The organism is Bradyrhizobium japonicum USDA 6 (assembly GCF_000284375.1).
GTDB lineage: Bacteria > Pseudomonadota > Alphaproteobacteria > Rhizobiales > Xanthobacteraceae > Bradyrhizobium > Bradyrhizobium japonicum.
Map to the genome: position 1 here is coordinate 8,557,553 of NC_017249.1, position 18,749 is coordinate 8,576,301.

The 18,749-nt window shown below is 61.6% G+C and carries 9 protein-coding genes and 3 pseudogenes; 4 read left to right on the forward strand and 8 right to left on the reverse strand.

Going from position 1 to position 18,749, the window contains the following annotated elements:
- Nucleotides 1–60: 60 nt before the first annotated feature.
- Nucleotides 61–408, reverse strand: coding sequence for an HAD hydrolase-like protein (locus BJ6T_RS39525; RefSeq protein WP_011084395.1), 348 nt, complete (start codon nt 406–408; stop codon nt 61–63).
- Between the two features lie 40 nt (nt 409–448).
- A pseudogene (locus BJ6T_RS39530) lies at nt 449–766 on the reverse strand (transposase domain-containing protein); the annotation flags it as partial.
- 39 nt (nt 767–805) lie between these two features.
- Here BJ6T_RS39530 and BJ6T_RS49790 point away from each other — a divergent pair.
- A pseudogene (locus tag BJ6T_RS49790) lies at nt 806–1,127 on the forward strand (IS66 family transposase); the annotation flags it as partial.
- A pseudogene (locus BJ6T_RS49795) lies at nt 1,056–1,322 on the forward strand (IS66 family transposase); the annotation flags it as partial. The pseudogenes BJ6T_RS49790 and BJ6T_RS49795, both read left to right, overlap by 72 nt.
- 39 nt (nt 1,323–1,361) lie before the next feature.
- On the opposite strand, the gene BJ6T_RS49800 reads toward BJ6T_RS49795, so the two are convergent.
- From BJ6T_RS49800 to tnpA, 4 genes are all read right to left on the reverse strand, one after another.
- Nucleotides 1,362–1,526 (reverse strand): IS66 family transposase, encoded by a 165-nt coding sequence (locus tag BJ6T_RS49800; protein WP_014498108.1) that lies wholly within the window; start codon nt 1,524–1,526, stop codon nt 1,362–1,364.
- Between the two features lie 27 nt (nt 1,527–1,553).
- Nucleotides 1,554–1,985 (reverse strand): IS66 family transposase, encoded by a 432-nt coding sequence (locus BJ6T_RS39540; protein ID WP_011084391.1) that lies wholly within the window; start codon nt 1,983–1,985, stop codon nt 1,554–1,556.
- 181 nt (nt 1,986–2,166) lie between these two features.
- Entirely contained in the window at nt 2,167–2,388 is a 222-nt protein-coding gene (tnpB, locus tag BJ6T_RS39545) for an IS66 family insertion sequence element accessory protein TnpB (RefSeq protein WP_370141156.1), read from the reverse strand.
- A 26-nt stretch (nt 2,389–2,414) separates the two neighbouring features.
- Nucleotides 2,415–2,846, reverse strand: a complete 432-nt coding sequence (tnpA, locus tag BJ6T_RS39550; RefSeq protein WP_011084389.1) for an IS66-like element accessory protein TnpA — start codon at nt 2,844–2,846, stop codon at nt 2,415–2,417.
- A gap of 233 nt (nt 2,847–3,079) precedes the next feature.
- Here tnpA and BJ6T_RS44860 point away from each other — a divergent pair, with 233 nt between their 5' ends.
- Entirely contained in the window at nt 3,080–4,537 is a 1,458-nt protein-coding gene (locus tag BJ6T_RS44860) for a hypothetical protein (protein WP_014498110.1), read from the forward strand.
- Here the strand turns inward: BJ6T_RS44860 and BJ6T_RS39555 are convergent.
- Both BJ6T_RS39555 and BJ6T_RS48975 read right to left on the reverse strand, forming a co-directional pair.
- Nucleotides 4,448–5,704 carry a hypothetical protein gene (locus BJ6T_RS39555; protein WP_014498111.1) on the reverse strand — a complete coding sequence of 419 codons (1,257 nt, stop codon included), beginning with the start codon at nt 5,702–5,704 and terminating at the stop codon, nt 4,448–4,450. The two genes, BJ6T_RS44860 and BJ6T_RS39555, sit on opposite strands and share 90 nt — an antisense overlap.
- An 11-nt stretch (nt 5,705–5,715) precedes the next feature.
- Nucleotides 5,716–6,285, reverse strand: a complete 570-nt coding sequence (locus BJ6T_RS48975) for a hypothetical protein (RefSeq protein WP_014498112.1) — start codon at nt 6,283–6,285, stop codon at nt 5,716–5,718.
- Between the two features lie 148 nt (nt 6,286–6,433).
- Here BJ6T_RS48975 and BJ6T_RS39560 point away from each other — a divergent pair, with 148 nt between their 5' ends.
- Complete coding sequence (locus BJ6T_RS39560; RefSeq protein ID WP_014498113.1) at nt 6,434–18,739, forward strand: hypothetical protein; 12,306 nt, start codon at nt 6,434–6,436, stop codon at nt 18,737–18,739.
- Nucleotides 18,740–18,749 lie beyond the last annotated feature (10 nt).

Genomic DNA, 18,749 nt, shown 5'->3' on the forward strand with positions numbered 1-18,749 from the left:
GCGGACTTCGACAAGCCGTCAGCCCTGTACGTTTGTGGGTTCACGGCCTACGTAAAGCCGTCACGAGCCGAAAATCGTCAACGCTGGAGGTCCACTGGATGCAACGCACTTGTAATGGCTCAAGTTATCAAGCATCGCTACAACGCCGGGCATAGGCTTTAAATCGCGTGCAAATAACTCTGAGACGCGCCCGCGATCGTTGTTTTCAAACGTATCGGGCAGGCTTCCGCCGATACGATGTTCGATATCGGCGAGAATAGCCGAGAGCTTTTTGCCACGGTATCTTTTGACTAATACCTCGGCAGGATCGCTCAACTCCGGCAGCAGGTCGAGAAAGGCTTGATTACAAAGGGTCTCGCTGTCAACGAGCGTTCCATCCAGATCAAAAATGACACAGATATCTGGCATCTGCAAAAGGTCCCACTGCCGTTTCAGTGTCGTCCCAACCTTAGATCACTGTATTGGCTACAGCCATGATTTCGGGCTTGTCAGCATAGGCCCAAGGCAGCAGATCATGTATCTCGCTATTTGGATGCCCATTGACGATTTTGTTGAGGACATCGGTCGGGTAGGCAAGCGGATCGACATCGTTCAGCTTGCAAGTCTTGATCAGGGAGGCGATCACTGCCCAATGCTCGGCACCGCCGTCGGAGCCTGCGAACAACGCATTTTTCCGATTGAGGGTGATCGGACGGATCGCGCGTTCGACGGCATTCTTGTCGAGTTCGATACGGCCATCATCGATGAAGCGCGTCAGTCCCTCCCAACGGATTGGGTCGGCCATGCCGCCTGGCACCTGCGTCCGCTGCACGAACGACTTCTCGTCACGCTCCGGCAAAGATCAAAGCTGTTCGCCGACGAGACAACGGTGCCGGTGCTCGATCCGGGCCGTGGCCGCACCAAGACAGGGCAACTGTGGACCTATGCCGTGGATGACCGGCCATGGAGTGGGCGCCGATCCGCCATGCGTCGCTTATGTCTACGCCCCTGACCGCAAGGCGAACGGCCGATCGCTCATCTCGAAGGCTTCAAGGGGATTCTTCAAGTCGACGGCTATGCCGGCTACGGCAAGCTCGCCGAGCGCGGCGACGTTGCGCTCGCGTTCTGCCGGGTGCATATGCGGCGCAACTTCTACGAACTCGCCACCCCCGGCCCGGCGCCAATTGCCAGCGAGGCGCTCAAGCACAACCGAGTTCTACGCCATCGAGAAGAACATCCGGGGCCGCAGTGCCGAAGAGCGGTGCCTCATCCGGCAGCGCAAGAGTCGGCCACTCGCCGATACGTTCCAGAATTGGCTACGCGCAAAGCTCGCCCTGATCAGCCAGAAGGGCAAGCTCGCCGAGGCCATCCGCTATGCGCTCTCACGCCAGCATCGAGCGATCCAGCGCGATGCCTTGCCGCGCGTAAATCTGGACCTGCCGGTACAGCGGCAGATGATCGGCGCATTTGGACACCAGAACCTGGGCGACGGTGGCCTCGGTCGGCAGCCCGCCCTCGATCAACCGCGCCGGAGCCGGCGCTTGCATGACGCCGTCCTCGCAGGATCGGCAGGCCTATTTGGGCCGCCGGGTGACCAAGATCCGGAACTGCGCCGGCACTAGGTCCAGCCGCTCGCTTTTGTCCTCGCCGATCCGGTGCAACTTGCCCTTGCAGCAGGGACAAGTCTTGGCGTCGATGTCGACGACGACCTCGATCCGCGGCAGGTGCGCCGGCAGGGCTCCACGATTGATGCGACGATTGCGGGCCCGTGTTACGCGACCTTCGGGCGCTCTCGCATCCTGCTCTGCTTCGCCGCACGCTGCGACCTGCTCGACGTCTTCCAGACCAAGCAGCATCTGCTCCTCGCGCTGTGTCTCCGCCCGGCGGCCAAAGCGATGGCGCTGCAATTCCTTGATGATCTGGCACAGCCGCTCGCTCTCGCACCGCTCGGCGAGCAGCATCGCTTTCAATATCTCAGGATCGTCAGGCAGGGAGTCGCTCGGCACCAGCAAATCAGATCACACTCGGCGGCACTTTGCGACGAGCGCGGGGCGTCTGATTCATTTCGCCGCAGCGCTGCTAACAATTATCCGGGCTGCGTCGGTGTCGCCGTCTCCCGTGCCTCATGGACCCGCCGCCAGTCCAGCCCCTCCAGCAGCGCAGACAATTGCGCCGCCGACAAACGCATCACGCCATCCTCGATCTTCGGCCAGCGACGCCGTTCTCCAAACGCTTGACGAACAAGAACAGACCCGTTCCGTCCCAGAAGATCAGCTTGATCCGGTCCGCTCGCTTGGCCCGAAACACATACACCGTGCCCGAGAACGGCTCGGCCAGCATGCTCTCGCGCACCAGTGTGGACAGCCCTTCTGCGCCCTTGCGGAAGTCGAGCGGCTTGGTCGCCACCATCACTCGAACCGTCCCGGATGGACCGGTCACCGGCCAGCCTTCAGCGCCTGAACGATGGCCGCGATCATCGTCGCATCCGCGCCACGGCCGACCCGGATCGTGACGCCGTCGACCTCAATCTCGATCATTCCGACGTCGGACCTGGACTTGCATCGCGGCGGTTTGCGCTCATTGCCAAGAACAGGCGTCTGCGCGACCGCGCCTACCACGGCCGGCACGAACTGCAAGTCTTCCGATCGGGAACGCTCGGCCGCGGCTTCTCGCAGTTGGCGGCGCCAACCAAACTGCGGCGATAATCCATGGCGCCGAGCCACGGCACAGACCGAGTCACCACTCGCAACGATCTCGGCAACAATCCACGCCCTGTCTTCGTCGCTCCACTTCCGCCGACGACCGGCGCCGGTGAAGACTTCCAGACGCCGAACCGGCTCCGTGATAGCACTATGCACTGCGTCCATTCTACGCCTAGCGGTCGAAACTAACCGCAGGCTCGCAGATTACCACTTCATCCGAAACGTGGCCGCAGGACGCCGCTTACCCTAGTTCGATGGTGATGCCCGCTATAGTCGGGCCAAGGCCTGCTCGGATTTCTAGTCTTAGCTTCGCACTTCGGATATCCGATCGCTTGCAGCGGCGCCTGCCAAAAGGGCCTAGTTGCAGCACCTAAATCCGAATCCCGCGAGAGAAACAAGTGACGCTACGCTTAACGCGCGAACAACTCTATGAATTGGTTTGGCCGGAGGCCATGAGCCGAATTTGCAAAGCGATCGGCATTTCTGACGTGGCGATAGCCAAGCACTGCGGCAAGGCGGATATACCCATCCCGGAACGCGGATACTGGAACAAGCTGCATGTTGGTCAAAAGGTTACGCGAACGCCTCTTCCTCCGCGCGATCTCGCAACGATCAATCTGATTGAAATGGGTGGAGCATTGCCGCCCGAACTAAAAGCTCGGATTACCGGTGAGCCCGGCATTGACGGCGAACCGGAGAACATAGATGTGCTGACGGAGCGGTTTCGGAAGCGTCTCGGCAAAGTAAGCTTATCCCGCGACCTGACGCGCGCAGATCCCGCCATCGCCAAACTGCTCAATCGCGATGAAACGATTCGTCAGAAGATGGCAGCAAGCTCCTTCCATTGGGAGAAGCCTCGTTTCGAATCATCCTACGAACGGCGGCGTCTACGCATTCTCAACTCAATCTTTCTCGCCTTTGCCAGGGTGGGGGGAGGAAGTGCTTACATCCGCGATCGGGAGGCACGCGAGATTTCAATCCGCGGACCTGCGGGCGTCAGCATAACTTTGGGTTCCCCAAAGAAGCGTCAGGCCCGTAACCGGCGCTCTGACGATGCGGACGCAAAGGACAAGCTGGAGCTACGGGCTGAAGGTGGTCGGCACCATCCAGATATTATTTCGAGTTGGATGGATGATGATGCAGGTAAGCTCGAAGACAAGCTGACTGAAATTGTGATCGGCCTTGCTGTTGTGAGTGAACGCGAATCGCGGCGATGGCAGTCCGAGATGGCGACGTGGCAGCGCAAGCGTGAGGAAGGGGAAGCCGAAGCACGGCGCAAAGCTAAGGAGAAAGCTGAACGCGAAGAACGGGAACGCATTGCAGCCGAGGAGAAGGCGCGCCGCGATGGGCTTTTAACCGAGGCCAAGAACTGGCGAAATGCCAGGCTAATACGTGAATACGTCGAGGCAAGACGCAGATCAGAAGTAGCGCAAGTGCCAGAATTCGAAAAATGGGCGCGTTGGGCGCTGGAGGTAGCAGATCAGATGGATCCGCTCTTCAACATTAAGTCTAACTCTGACATTGAGGGCGTCAAAATTCGTCCGTCTCGGAAACAGAGTTTCCGCCTTCACCCAGAGCCGGTGCTTCCGATAGCCAGTCGTCCTGATCAAGCCGATCGTGGCTACGCATCTTGCCATGCCCGGAGCGACAGAGCGATACGCACCGCGACACTGCGCGCCTCAAGCGCTTGCAGGCTTGCGAAACCGATTGGACCGGCTATTGTCTGGGCGTGCGGATCGGCGAACGATGCCGGAAAGTCCGCGCGGTTAGTGCTGCACTGGTTTTGGCGACGGCGTGTCAGCAGCCTTTGCCACAAGATAGGTGGCGTGACTGACAGCCAGCATGGCGGCCATTGACGTTCCTACCGGCGGCAAAGCGCCAATGAGGACATCAACCTTCTGGATCACGAGCAAGATTTCCTGCGCAGTGAGATCGCGGACCGCCGCGAAGATCGCGTTTCCGTAGGTGACAAGCAGCCCGGACGTTATCAGCACCATCTGCACGCGCGTGATGTCTATCTTGTCCTTGTTGTCGGTGTCTTCACCCAGGAACCAGTCTGCAATGGAGGCGCGGTGCCGCGGGTCGTATCCCGCGACCTTGTCCTTGAACATGGTCACGCTGCCGACTGGCTGCGACCTCTCGGACGAAACAACCGTTGGCGAATCGTCGGTGCCCTTGATTGACTTGATCAGCGTGGACAAGACGGTTGACCCGAACGAAATCCCCAGCACACCCCAGATCCCGGTAGGGATATCCGGAAAGAATCCATTCTTGACAGCATTGGGCAGGTCGCTCACCGCTCTTGGGAAATTACGGACCATCTCGGAGACAAGACCTCCGTTGAAGATAGCGATCGCCATCACGCTCGTCAGTACGAGAACAGTCCAGGAGGTCACTTGGGCGAGCGCGAGCGAGTATCGGCCATTTGGACTGATCAGCGCACCAAGTGGAGTACCGTTGACGCCCTTGCCCAACCCAACAAGCACAAGGATCACGCCGAGCATCATCAGAGCCGTTGGCATACCAAGCGACACGGCCTGCGCTCCGCTCGTCGGCACATGCCAGCCAAACAGCCACCAACCCACGAATTGTGCGGCGTGTCCGACCCACGTGTCGGCCTTGATGACGAGATTTTGCGCAGCAAACTTGACCGCGTCTCCGAGCAGGGCAAGGCAGAACAGATTTTTGGCTTGATCGTCGGCCGAAATCGGCTTCTTCGTTTTCGGATCAACTGGCGGTTTCGTTTCGTCAGCCCATTTCGTCAACCGTTCAACGCACGTAGGTCCTTGATCGGAAAAGAGGTCATACAGTTTTTTGTCACGACTCTTTCTCGCGTCATCCAGCGCTGTGCCGCTCTTGCCTTTTAGAGTGTCGGCTGCGGTTTCGCAAGCCTTCTGATCCGGCCCCCCTCCAGCTGGACACGCCGGCAACGGCAGGGAACTGCTGAACTTCTGACCGTCTTCGATCTGCCGATTCGCGAGCAGATCATACGCTAGGCTGAAGCTGCTCGCGGTCCACAGCAAGCTGAAAGCCGCTAGAAAAAAAGCGCGCCGCCGGAAAGTCCTATCCCCCAAGCTGGGCTTCGATACCAGCGTCGCCGGTCCGAAGGCCGAACGACACCGGAATCGGTATAACCGGAGACGTAGGGCAACTCGTCCTCGGCAGGAAGTTTGGGCGATTCAAAGAGCCGGTAGGTTCGCGTATCGGCGCCGGTACCGGCAACAAAATCGCCGCCGGACGTGACATCCGCGTCGAACATCCAGGCGACGGATGTTGGCGGCAAATTGTCGCGCGGCGGCGCGCCGTTTTCGTTGACCTCCCAGAGCACTGCGCGCGCTGGCAACTCCATCTCGGCGCGATACGTGTTCGTCTCGACTGCGCTCACCGTCGACGACATCGCGTTGTAGGTGACCATTGCCACTGCGTCGTTGGCGCGCGGCGCCAGTTGCTGTTTCAGATTTCCACCGAGACCGCGGCGCTGAGCGGCGGCGGCCAGCTTAGCGACCACCGCGTGTAATCGTGCGAGCGTCTGATTGCTACCATCCTTAGCCGCGAGCCCCGAGGTCTCTCCCCACACGATCGCGAGTAATTGCTGATCGGCCATCTTGCGTCCCCCGGCGCGGTTGAAAAACCATTTCTAAAAATCTGACGATGTCGCTTGGCAATGGCCTATCATTTATGATTGAATGGCAAGATACAACTGAAAATTGTTGGCATATTTCGCCAACTCAATGCCGACACCGGGGGCGTGGATGGCGGCGAGCATAATTTTTTTCTCCGGCGCAACGAATGCGCTGACCATCGCGGGCCTAACCCCGAACGATCCATTCAAGGTCGAGGAGATTCTCGTCACGACGCCGCAAGGCAGCGGAAGAATCAAAATCAATCCGTTTGTAATTCCGTCCCATGCATCCCAGACGCCCGGCCATCCACTAGAATCTATCCTGATCGAAGACGCGGATGTCGCGCTCGATCCGTGGAAGCTAAAGTCCTGGAGTCAGATCCAAAAGGACATCAAGTCCCTCAGAGACAGTGCGGCATTCGCGCTGGCCGCAGCCGCCGAAGCTGAACGGGACACGCTGCGGCAAGCGCTTCAAGGCGTATCGATAGACCTTGCGGCTGCAGGCTTTTTCGGCATCAGCGGGATACCGTTCGCAGCGGCCGGAGCTTTCGAGGCCCATCTCGGTATCGACATTGCGGCTTTTGATCCTGGCCAGGACGATACTCCACTGCTGACCGCGACGCTGACCGGAACTGGCCAGATATCGGTGCCGAACCAAATCACCCGCGCTGACGTCCGCTTTGAGGTCTCGCTGACCCGCAACGAAGTGGTCGATCTGCTGCCCTCGATATCGCTGCACCCGCTGCCCCAGTTTCCCGCGCTGCATCTGCGCTGGCCGAAGATCCCGTGGCCCCAACTAAGCTGGCCCGCGCTCGATTTGAGCGGTCTGATCAATCTGTTCAAGTTCGATCTACCGATTCCGAAACTCGATCTCGGCAAGTGGCCGATATCGATCCGATGGGCTACCGCGCCCAAGCCCACACTGGCGATCAACGCGCAGAAGCAGCTGGAGATCACCACCAGTCCGGCGCAGCGCGGCGATGGTACGCTGATCTACGAGAGCGCAGGCCACACTACCGATATCGCTGCGATCAACGGCTTCGGCATCACGCTCGATGCCGCCGGCACATTGTCGCTTGCGGGGAAAGTCATCCCGACCGGCGTGCCCCCCATCGATCTGCCAGCGACCACCATCGAAAAGCCCGACGCGCTGCCGTTCAAGATCGAACTGGCGGCCTCGGAGCTGAGCCTCGCTATGCCCCCGGTCGACCTCTCAAATCCGACGGCGGTGGGCGTCACCGCCACGCTCAACATGCCGCGCATCCTGGTCCGCGCCAAGAACGATCCGGCACTGCTGATCGCCGTTCATGCCGCCTATTCACAGACGTTCGACACCCTTACCGGCAATTCGTCGGGCCAACTGACCGCGCTGGAAATTGTCGAACCCTATCCGGTCAAACTTGTCGCGCTGGCAGCGCAGGAAGCGGCCGATCTTGCCCAGGCGCTGGTCCGGTTCGTGTCGGCGCTCCACGTTCAGGGTCCGAACGTCCCCGATCTGTCAAATGTTCTCAAGGTGCTCGAACGTTTCGCGGACATGATGGCGGCGGCAGTGCGCTGGCTGGCGCAGCAGGCCGGCTCCGCCGCCAGTTCGCTGCTCGGCGTCGCCGAAGCGGTCGCCGAGGTCCTGGCGAAGCTGATGCGCATGCTGTGGGATGCAATCAAGGCCCTCGGGACGAGCGGCCCCGGCATCGCAATCGTCGTGGAGGTGCGGCTCGACGCGCGCAGCTATGCGCTGCGCCAAATCGTCATCACGCCGGCATGGGTCAATGCGCCGGGCGGGAATTTTTCAGGTCAGGAGCTCGGCCTCAGCATCGACATACCGCTGGACTGGCAACCGATGCTCCTCGTCGAGCTGGATGGCTCGCCGAGCGTCGCGCTGATGGCCGTACCGCCGGTAGGTTCACTCGCAACCTTGGGAACCGATCTCTGGCTGTCGCGCGACGCCGGCGTGGAAGCCGTGAGGGATACCGACCCGGACGGCAAACGGGCTGATAAGCGTCTGATCCAAGCCACCGCGAAATTCAATACTACGACGGCGATTGCGGTCATCCGCCTGAGTGGCGGCAAGGCCCAATTCATGCAGGCCTGCAAGGCGACAGTCCAGGCGACGCCGATCATGCCGCCGGCCGGGACCAGCCTGCCCGCGGGCTTGATGGTCGCGCGCATGACGGGCGCGATCACCTATTCGCCGCTCGATTGGGCGAGTGTCGATGTCAACATCGAGGCTCAGACCGACAGGCTGCTGCCGTTCCTTCAATCATCCAAACAGAGTACGCCGAAGTTTGTTGACGCGCTCGGCCAGTACATCCAGGTCACCGCGAAGAAATCTGCTGTTCCGGTCGGAAACGGTGCCTTTGATCTGCCGATCAGCGTGACGCTGAAAATCAAGGACGCAAATGTCGATTTCGATCTCAACGTCCACATCGACCTCACGAATTTCAGCGTACGATTGTCCGGCGGCGATAAGGTCCGCATCTTCGGCGAAGCCAGCAAATCGGATTTCAGTTTGCTTGGCCTGAACGGCAACATCGTCCTGAATGCGCCCAGAAGCGCCGATTGGCCTGCCGGCAAATTTCCGTTCTTCGGGCTGGATTTCTCGAGCGGCGACGTGCGCCTCTCACTGGCTCCTGAGGCGCGGCTCGACCTTGCCTACGGCCAGGTGGCCAGCGGCGGCCGCGGCATCGTGTTTCATGTCGATGAGCTCGGAATGTCGCGCAGCGGGCTCGACCTGGCGGCCAAGGTCGACCGTGACACTCCGGTGCAACTCGCCGGCGTCGACATGCCGTTCCGCTTCGATGGCGGCGGGCTCTCGATCAAGAACAGCGAAATCCAGGCATTTTCGATCAAAGGCTCCGGGCAACTGCCTCCTGAACTGGTCGGCGAAGCCAACGCCACGATTTCCATCTCGATGGGAAGGGGAAGCGACGGCTCGCTGATTGTGCAGAGCGCCGAAGCCAAACTCGACAAGGCCAACGATCCGATCGTTTGCCACGCCACACGGTTCGTGCTGACTATCACCGCGCTTGGCCTCGAATTTCAGAACTTTACCGGCAATGGCGCCGGCTATCATTTCTACTTCACCCTGACTGGGACCGCGGTATTCCAGCCACGGGAGGGCGAATTCACCGACGGGCTGCTGAAATACCTCGGTAGCATTACCATCACCCTGGACAAGGCGCCGCTCGCTCGGGATTCGTCGATGCTGCTGCGCGCGATTAAGTTCCAGGTCGCCGTGGTTCCGGCCAAGCGATTCAACTTCTTCAATCTATTCAACTTCGAGCTGCGCGGCATCGGATTCCATCCGGCTTCGCCGGCGTTCGGCGGCAAGCCGGCATTGTCGATTTCCGGACAGGTCAATTTCGTCGAAGCCGGCGATATCGTCAGCCCGAGAATTGATTTTCACGAGCTATGGATCGCGCCGCCGAAGGCTGGCCAGTCACTCCCGCAGATCCGGTTCGACGGATTGACGCTCGGCATACGCTTCGGCGGTGCGGCATCGATCGAAGGCACGGCGATGACCGTGGACGATACCTTGCCGAGTCTTTACTCGCCGGGCGCACTTCCAAAGGACGTCACCGTCCACGGCTTCCTTGCTTCCGGCAAGCTGACCATCAAGGGCTGGGGCGCTATGTCCGCCGCGATGGGCTTCCTCGAGCTTCGCAAACCGGGCGGCGATTTGCGCCAGGCGTTTTTCCTTTATGGCGAGGCCGACGACCTTTCGATCGAAATACCGACCCCGGTCGGTCCGATCTATCTTCGGGAGGTCGGCTTTGGCTTCGGCTACCGCTTTACGCTCGCCGCCTTCAACCGCGCCGATCAGGTGACCAACGTCAAGGACCTCATCAAAGTCCTGGACGACATATCCAAATACCAGGGCAACCTTGCCTCGGTAAAATCGTGGGAGCCGGAGGCGGAGGGCAATCGCGTCACGCTGGCGCTACGGGGCTTGATCACGATCGAGAGCGCCTCCGAGGAAACCGAATATAACGCCGACGGCGAAAAGGAGCTTCCTAACCCGATCCTATTCGACATCGTCGCAGCCCTGCGCAGCGACTTCACCTTCTTCTTGAACGCGCGGGTCTGGATCGCACGCAACTACGCTGACTGGCATGATTCCAGTGTCAATGATGGATGGCGCAACAACCCGACCCTGCGCGGTTATGTCTACCTTTCAGTCCCGCGCAAGGAGTTTCTCGGGCGCCTAATCGCCGATGGCACCGGCGACGTCGAGGGTACTCATCCAAAACTGCCGGCGCCGCTCGTCAAGGCCATGAAGAACATTCGGTGGTCGGCGACGACATACATCCGTCCCGGGCTGTTCCACCAGGAATTCGGCTGGCCTTACGAACTCGGTTTCACGTTCGAGGAGAGGCAGAGCGGCGGCAGCTTCCAGATCGTCTGCGAGGGCGGGCTGATCAACCGCATCGAGGACGGCTCGATGCTGTATGGCATCGCCTTCCGCGCCCGAGGTTACGCCCAATTTGGCGGCCAGGTCGGCGGCCGCTCGTTCGGCGCTTCTGTGGCGGCGCGCGCGGACTTCGCCATCGATGCAAAATTCATTGCGTACATCTCGGTCAAGCGCTTCAGCGAAACACTGTTCTACGGCTCGATCGCTTTCGACATCTCGCTTTCGCTGCAGGTTCGCGTATGGCTCGAGTTCAGTGTCGGTTTCACCGACATCCATCTGGAAGTCGGTTTTTCGATTTCGCTGACGATCTCGATCGCACTTGAGGCCGCCGCCACGCCGAACAGCATCGCAGCGCGTGGTGCGGCATCGGTTGCCGTCGGGGCGTTTGGTCGTCACATCCGGCTGGGTATCGGGTTTGCGATCAATCCCGGACGCCTCGACGAGGCACGGGCGCGCGTCGAACGCTTCATGCAGCTTGGCCTTACGGTTGCGATGCCGGACGCTGAAAAGGGCATCGCGCCGCCGGCACCGGAGCTGCCGCGCGGACCTAGTGCAGCCGATGCCGACCAGGCTGCCAACGACGCGCTGGACAAGCACGACGCGGTGACCGCCCCCGCACCCGGCGCGGCCCCGACCGCGCAGGGGCGGCCGCTGCAGCCGACCGCGTATTGGGCGATGCTGTTTCCGGTCGCCGGCGACCAAGGCACCGGCGACGACGAGCGATTTGTGATGGTCTTCGTGCCCCGGGATCACACCGAAACCGGATTGGATACCAACAAACTCCCGACCAGCAGAGATGGCCAGTCCTTCAGCAGCTTCTACCCACCGCCGACGATTTTCGAGTCGGGCGGCGGTGTTTACCCGACGGCGCTGCGCATATCGACGCGAACGAAAGCAGACGGCACTCCTTTGATGACGCCCGTCGATCTGTTCCGACTTGATGCCGAGTCAGGCAAGCAGCCTATCCAATTCGGAACCCCTCCGGCAACTCCCGTGCCGCTGACTTACAATCTGGACTGGAAGATCGCCGTGTCCGGCGGCGAAGCGCTCCCGATGGGCCGGTTCCTGTCGCAATGTTTCATTCGGCAGCCAAACGCGGCCGGCGCGGCGGATCTGAACGAGCCGTTGAATACGCATATCAAGGCTGACCGCGAGAGACTGCCGGATAACCGCGAGTCCGCCGCTCAAGTGCTCACCGAAGCGGGCCGAGATCAGATCAATCTCGGAATCGAATATCGCGCAGCCAACGATATCGAGGAACGACGCTCGGCCGCGATCGCCTCGTTGTGCGATTCCGCAGCCAGGCTTGCGGCCGGCGCCGATGCTTCCTGGCAGGCGGGCGCGGCTGAGGTCGGGCTGGACATCCGGACCATGGGAATTGCCTTTGTCGTGAAACGAGGCGACATCGACAAGCTGTTCGAACGGGCTTCAGCCGACGATCTTCCGCGTGTCGCAAATTTCAACGTGGATTCCGCAGTCAGCTCGATCGTTCCGCTCGATGGCAACGTCCATCTCTTCAATCCGCCGGAACGGATGTTCAGGGAGCGCGCGCCGAGGCTGGCCGATCCGGTCATCGAAGCGACCGCGAGCGGCATCCGGCTCGACTGGGACCTCGAGCCCGCATTCGGCGCATCGACCGGTGTGTGGAACGACCCTGAATTCAACCTGAAGCACTACCGGATCGAGCGCGTCGTAACGACGCCGGATAGCGTCGACAGCCAGTACAAGCCGATGCGCATCACGACCAAGGCGGCCGGTCCCATGCGTCTGGTGCGCGACCCGGTCACCGCCAATTTCGTTTGGCGTTTCGTGCGACCCAACGCGCAATTCGTCGACGATCTGTCTGACCTTCCCGATGAGCTGCGCCGCTTGCTGCTGCCGCCGTCGAACATACCCGCGAGCAAGCCGGGCGGACCACCGGCGAACATTCCGAACCCGCCACCCAATGTGCTGCGCTACGTCGTTGTGCCGGTCGACACGGCCGGCACAGATGGACCGCCGACGCCGCTGGTGTTGCAAACCGAAGCGGTCAAGCCGGCGCGCAAAAGTGTCAGCCGTGCGGTGCTGCATTTCGAATATCGCGGCAGCAAAGACCAGGTAATCGCCGACGTTACCTCGACGGCCTCCTTCATACCGACCTTTACGCTCGGTATCGACGACGCTGCCGACCACCCGGCCGCCGACCCGAAGAAGCGCAATGACCTGAAGTCGCCGCGCTCCTACGTCGTGCGGGTCCGGAATGAACTTGCGGTTCCGATCGGGCTCTATGGTTCGGATGCGGTGAGCGACGCCCGTGCACGGCCGTCCGCGGCCGACTTCGCGATCAAGCGCCCGACAGACCGGGATTTCGTCATCACCTTGACCGATGGAGTGCTGCCCGGACCCGACGCAGGCAAGGTAAAGGAGCCGAGCTTCGACGACCCGACCGGGGTCGTGGCCGCGGCATTGCCGCCGAAGCCGGGGTACATGATTGATAACCTGGATGGCTTCAGGGAGGCCATCGGAGCAAAACGGACAGCGCGGAATCGGCTCGACAGCGGACCGATCGGCGTTCGCTTCGCGATCCAGCCCAAGCTTGACCTCGGCCTTAAAGGCGTTGAGCCGCCGTGGTGCCCGATGGACGCAACGATCCTGATTGATCTGACCGGCGTCGCTACCAAGGACAATTTACCGGCGGTCGCCGCGCCGGTCGAAGTATTCGAACACCCGGTCAAAATCGAGTCGGCGCCGTTGCTGTCGGAAGATCTCGATGGGGACGCCGGCCGGGTCACCATCCTGCACCCCGACAAGGATGCCACCCTTGCCCAATTGCTCGGCTGGAACGACGGCTCAACAGGTACGCCGCCGGTTCGGCGCATGCGCGATGCTGCGCGCCGCGTCGCTACGAAGGTTCGATGGAACGCCCGGCCCGCCGCATCAGACACGCTGGCCGCGGACCATAGTGCCAAGCGGTCTGCGTTGTACTTCGGTGGATACGACATTTTCGAGCTCGATGTCGCCGGCGAAGCCGAAGGCGCCACCAGTGCCCCGGCGGCGCTGAGCCTGCGTTACCCATTCAGTAATTCCACCGTGGATGCCAATCCTGGCACCGCACTGCGCATCCACACCGTAGATGGCACGATGGATGCGATCTACGTCGGCGGCGATTTGGCGGCGCTGGACCGGCTTGACGATTCCGGCGACGCTGCCAAAGGCCAGATCCGCCTAGTCCAGATCGACAATCTGGCGAACGCCCTGACCTTCGATCTCAAATTATGCGTGCGCGCGCGCGGCTATCGCAAACTCATCGTCGAGCCCGTACGCGGCAAGCCTCCCTTCGCCAATGGCAAAATTCTGGCACTGATTTTCACACGTGATCCTCCCGCAGGCCACCTGGCGCGCGTTCAAGCCTTACCGCCGTCGCTGGCGCGGCTCGATCCAGCCGAAATCATTGATTTCGCCAAGCTCGAGGCGCACTATCCAAGTGAAACCAGCCGGCTGTTGGCGTCGAGCTCCATAAGGCAGGGCGCGTGGTATTCACCTGCGGAATCCTTCCTTGTCTGGCCGGAGCGGATCTTGCGCCGCTCGCTGGCGATCAATGTTGACGAGCCGCTGTTGACCGAACTGCTCTCCAACGGTCGGCCTGAACGCATTGCCGTTGCACTCAAGATTAGCGATCAACTCAGCGGCGAGGTGCGGCGGCTTCTGGCCGACGGAGCCGAAGAAATCCTGCATCCGGAAGGACTGAAGGCACAATGGACCGCCGCGGTCTTGCGCGAACTCTTTCAAAACCTGGTCTGGAATGCGAACGCTCCGGATATTCGCGCGGCATTTGAAGCGAACCCCGCACCGTTCCGCAACGCGCGCATCACCGTCCGGGCCCTCAAACCCGGCGCGACCGGCGCGCCGGACATCGTGCTTGGTAGCACCGACTGGCAGATCGATCTCGACCCGCCCGTGCATCCCGTGCTCGCCGACGTCATCGACTGGGCGCGATATCAGACCGCGCCGCGCCTCAGGCTGCGATACCCTCAGTTGGATCTGGCCAAGCCGGCTATAGAGGCGATCGAGACGTGGCTATCCGACCCGGCAACCAACATCGGACCCTCGGTCCAATTCTCCATCGCAGACTGGAGCGGCCTGGTGCCGGCGCTCGGCTTCCAACTCGGCCAGGACTTCCAGTTCCCGCCGGCGGGTCAAATCACCGAATTACGGCTCGAAGTTCCGAAAGGGAAAACGGCAGCCAGTCGGACCGACATCGTCAACCAGATCATGACCGCGATCAGTCGGCTGGCCCTGCGACTCGACGGCGTACAAGTCGCAGCACTTGGCGCGCAGCAGGCGGCGGCGAAACTCGTCATCAATCTCGGCGCAACACCAGGTACGCCCGGTCCAGGTCCACAGCCGTTCAAGATCGCGGCGCAGACCAGGCCGGGACCGCGGTATCGCCGTTACGAACCGGTTCTGGAGCAATCGCCCAAGATCGGCGCAAAGGAGGTCGCAGGCTGGTTCGATGAAACGCCGGTGCAGCGCGATCCCTACGGCTGGAGTATCATGCGCAGCCTCGGGCTCGCCGCGGGCCTCAAGCTCTACGACACCGAGGCCCGTGACTATGTCCCTCCCGCCGATGCGCTGGAGATCCTGCGGACCGCCTTTGATGAGATTCTGCGGAGATATCCGCTGACCGATTTCGGCTCGCCGTTCGTCGATATCGTCACCCACGCCGGCGGGACCATGTCGCTGGCCTCGTTCGACGGCGGCATGAGTGGCGTTGCGGCCAACGAAGTAGCTGCGCTTCTTGACGATAAGGCGTTGTCGCTGGTCCAGATTTCGCTGCGACCGACCGTCGATAGATTTGCCGGCGCTTGGGTCGACAGCGGCGATGAAAGGGGCGGAAGCCGCCAGCCGATCGATAAGGTCGTGGCGTACTTCGCCATCAAGTCAGCCTTCCCGGACCGTACCGACAAGGCGAAAATCCAAATCGATCTGAACGGCCTCAATCCTGCCCAGGGGCTGGTGGCCATTGCAGAGGTTATCGATCTTTCGTCCGGACTGGCGAAACCCCCGATCGTGACGTTGATCGCCAAGGCCGATACCGGCGATGCGGTCAAGACCTTGCGCGAGGCCATGCTCGACGGCGCCGGCGAGCAGCAAACGCTCGAAATCGACGCTAGCAAACTCAAGAAGGGCGACATTGCAGCCCTTGCGCGCGTCACCGTCAACCTGGCCGATGCAGCGGCCGTGTTCGGCCAGCCTACCGGCGCGGCATGGGTCACCGGCGCCGACATCGAGCAGGTCGCATCACCCGACGATTGCAAGGTGCAGCCTTTCGGTCGCTTCCCGGAGATGACGGCACGGCGGTACAGCGCACTGGCCGGGCCGGGGGGGCACAAGTCCTTGCTGGACGCAATCAAGCGCTTCCGCAGCTACGCGCTGCGCCGCCTGCCGGATGGGTGGCCAAACGCAACCGACGAGCCGACCGTGGTGGCGCGTATTCCCGAATGGACGCGGCGCTTCATCGAACACGGGCCTGCGTCGCGGCCGGAGCGGACGAAGATGCCGTTGTTCGCGATCGCCGAGGTCTCACGCCCGGATCCTTGGCGCGTCGGCGTGGCCGGTGACGGCACGATGGAGGTATTGTTCACGCATGACGACCGCAAGCGGCGCTTGAAGCGGTACGCGGTACGCCCATACGGAAGGTACGAGGCTTTCACCGATGCGCTGACCCACGCGACTGACCCCGACGTTCCGCCAAAGCCGCCGCGACTCGGCGGCGCTTGGGTCGACGTGCTGGCTGACAGCACCGACGCACAACAAAAGTTCGAGAACAATTGGAGCCAGCGATTCTTCGACGTTGTGATCCCGCGAAGCGAACCTTTGGCGCCTCCGGTCCTCGTCGATGCCCGGCGCATCGAGATTCTGCCACCGACCGCCGCCACCGATCCCGCGCCGCGCAAGGTGCTCGAGTTTCTTTACTCACGACATCCGGAAGAAGTTCTTTCCGAGGCCAACGTCACCGTCGAGGGCGCGTTGTCGTTCGAGACCGTCTCGTTCGGCTTCTGGCGTGAATTCCCGATGCAGAGCTGGGCCAACGACCTGCAAGCGAATATCGACACCACGGAGGCGTTTGGCGGCTGGGACCATCGCCCTGCCCCGTTCAAGCTGATCGACAGCAGCGACGAGTTCGGCGGACTTGCGCAATTGCCTCCGCCGCAGGGCAAGACCGACTTTGTCCCCGGCCGCTACACTGATGGCTGGCGTGGTGCTCTAGCGCTACGCACCGAAGCGCTTCCGTTCTTCTTCCGCACCCATGTCGCAGCATTTGCCTCGGCCGGCGTGGTGGTGTCGGAGCCGGTCGTCGCGACGATCGAGGAAGGGCACTACGAACTCGCGTTGCCGTGGAGGCCGAGCGTCCCGCCCAAGCCTGGTGACATCAATGCTCCCACTCCGCCGCCTGACTGGTGTGTCAAAAGGCTGAACAATCCCGATCGCGTCTGGGTAACCTTCCGTCTTCCCCTTGCGCGGTTGTTCGATTCGATGCCGCAGGACTCGCGGAAAGTCTGGTTGCAAGCCAACAATATTCCCGACGTCTTCATGTTGCCCGATCCAGTGGCGCGCTATGAGATCGGCGTTGTCGCGACTGATGACGCCGGGCTGTCGGCCGCATCGGCTGAACTCGACATCATCGGACAGCAGCGGCCAGTCATACCAGTGCCCGGGCAGCCGGCCGCAGCATCCGGCTACCGGATGAACCTGGTCGGCCCCTTGTTCGACCCGTCGTCGCCGACGTCTCCCCCCGTCGAGCCGCCCGCCGTCAACGGGATATGTTGGAAACTCTATCCGTCGGTGCTGGTAAAGGGCGACGCGACGCTGCCATCGGAAAAATTCGCGCCATCGATCGCCACGACGGATCCTACAAGCGGTGGCGGCGACCCGTTGCGCAAATTCGTGCTTGCGCCGGAAGATTTTGGCGCGGCCGGAATCTGGCCGGTCGTTGCGCCGACCACGACACTCACCTTCGAAGTGCATGTCCCCGCCGTCAACACTGGCTGGCCGGCCTTTACCGCAGCCGTCGCGGCGTGGCGCGATGTCTATCAAGACTACCGGGCCATTGTGGGAGCCAAGGACATTTGGGAATTCCTTGATCTTTGGGCCCGCACCAATTGGCCTCCGCCGGCAGACCAGCCGAGACAATTCACCACCGCCGCGTTCGCCGCGGGTCTTCCGTGGCCATCGACCCTGCCGGCCGACGTCAGCACCACCCAGACTGGCGGATGGACATGGCCGACGCTCGCCAGTAGCGCCGGCGGCATCACGCAGCGCCAAAGTGTCCGTGCTCTCATCCCAAGGACCGGTTACAACGCGGCAGATTTCAAGACCATGATCAGCGGACCCATTTGCGCCGAAATGCGTCGCGTCGTTGCCGCGCGCAAGGAGGCCAAGAGCCGCTTTGCGAACTATTCGCCGCTCAACACCGTGTTGCCGGCCGATCCAGCCGTCCTGCCGGCGTCCGGCTCCATCGCAAAGGCGGCCTATCGCCTCGCCACCACCAAGACGCTGCCAAGTTCTGTCGATGTGATTGTCGCGATCCCGATCACTGTCGATACCCGCGCGGCAGGTACGTACGCCAAGATCAACGCACTGATCCTGGCGGTTGAAGCCAGGGATTTCACGGCAACCGCCATTCTCGATCTCGGCGCCTTTGAGGACGGGGTTGCCGCCGTGCTGGAGATGCATCTGCCCTGTCAAGCACTGTCCGACCCGAGCATTGTCGCAGCACTGGGGGATCTCGATGGCAACGCCATGGCAAGGCTCCGCGTCTGCTCGCTATTGCTGCGGCAGCCACCTGACGACGGAGAGCGCAAGTCGATCATGGATGCGATCAATCAACTCGCGTCTGATCCGCAAGAGGACAAGGCCGGCCTAGTGAAATTTGTGGACCGCTGCCTTGCCGACCAGATTTTCGGCAGTGGGCGATCGCCGCGCGTGAAAGTCTACCGCGGCACAGCCGTACCGTTGTTTGATCCAATCGCAAGAGCAGGGACGTAGCGATGGCTGG

What these genes read in the sequence shown, in the direction of transcription:
- BJ6T_RS39525 (WP_011084395.1), bottom strand. Translation starts at nt 408, where the DNA reads ATGCCAGATATCTGTGTCATTTTTGATCTGGATGGAACGCTCGTTGAC.
- BJ6T_RS49800 (WP_014498108.1), bottom strand. Translation starts at nt 1,526, where the DNA reads ATGCAAGCGCCGGCTCCGGCGCGGTTGATCGAGGGCGGGCTGCCGACC.
- tnpB (WP_370141156.1), bottom strand. Translation starts at nt 2,388, where the DNA reads ATGGTGGCGACCAAGCCGCTCGACTTCCGCAAGGGCGCAGAAGGGCTG.
- tnpA (WP_011084389.1), bottom strand. Translation starts at nt 2,846, where the DNA reads ATGGACGCAGTGCATAGTGCTATCACGGAGCCGGTTCGGCGTCTGGAA.
- BJ6T_RS48975 (WP_014498112.1), bottom strand. Translation starts at nt 6,285, where the DNA reads ATGGCCGATCAGCAATTACTCGCGATCGTGTGGGGAGAGACCTCGGGG.
- BJ6T_RS39560 (WP_014498113.1), top strand. Translation starts at nt 6,434, where the DNA reads ATGGCGGCGAGCATAATTTTTTTCTCCGGCGCAACGAATGCGCTGACC.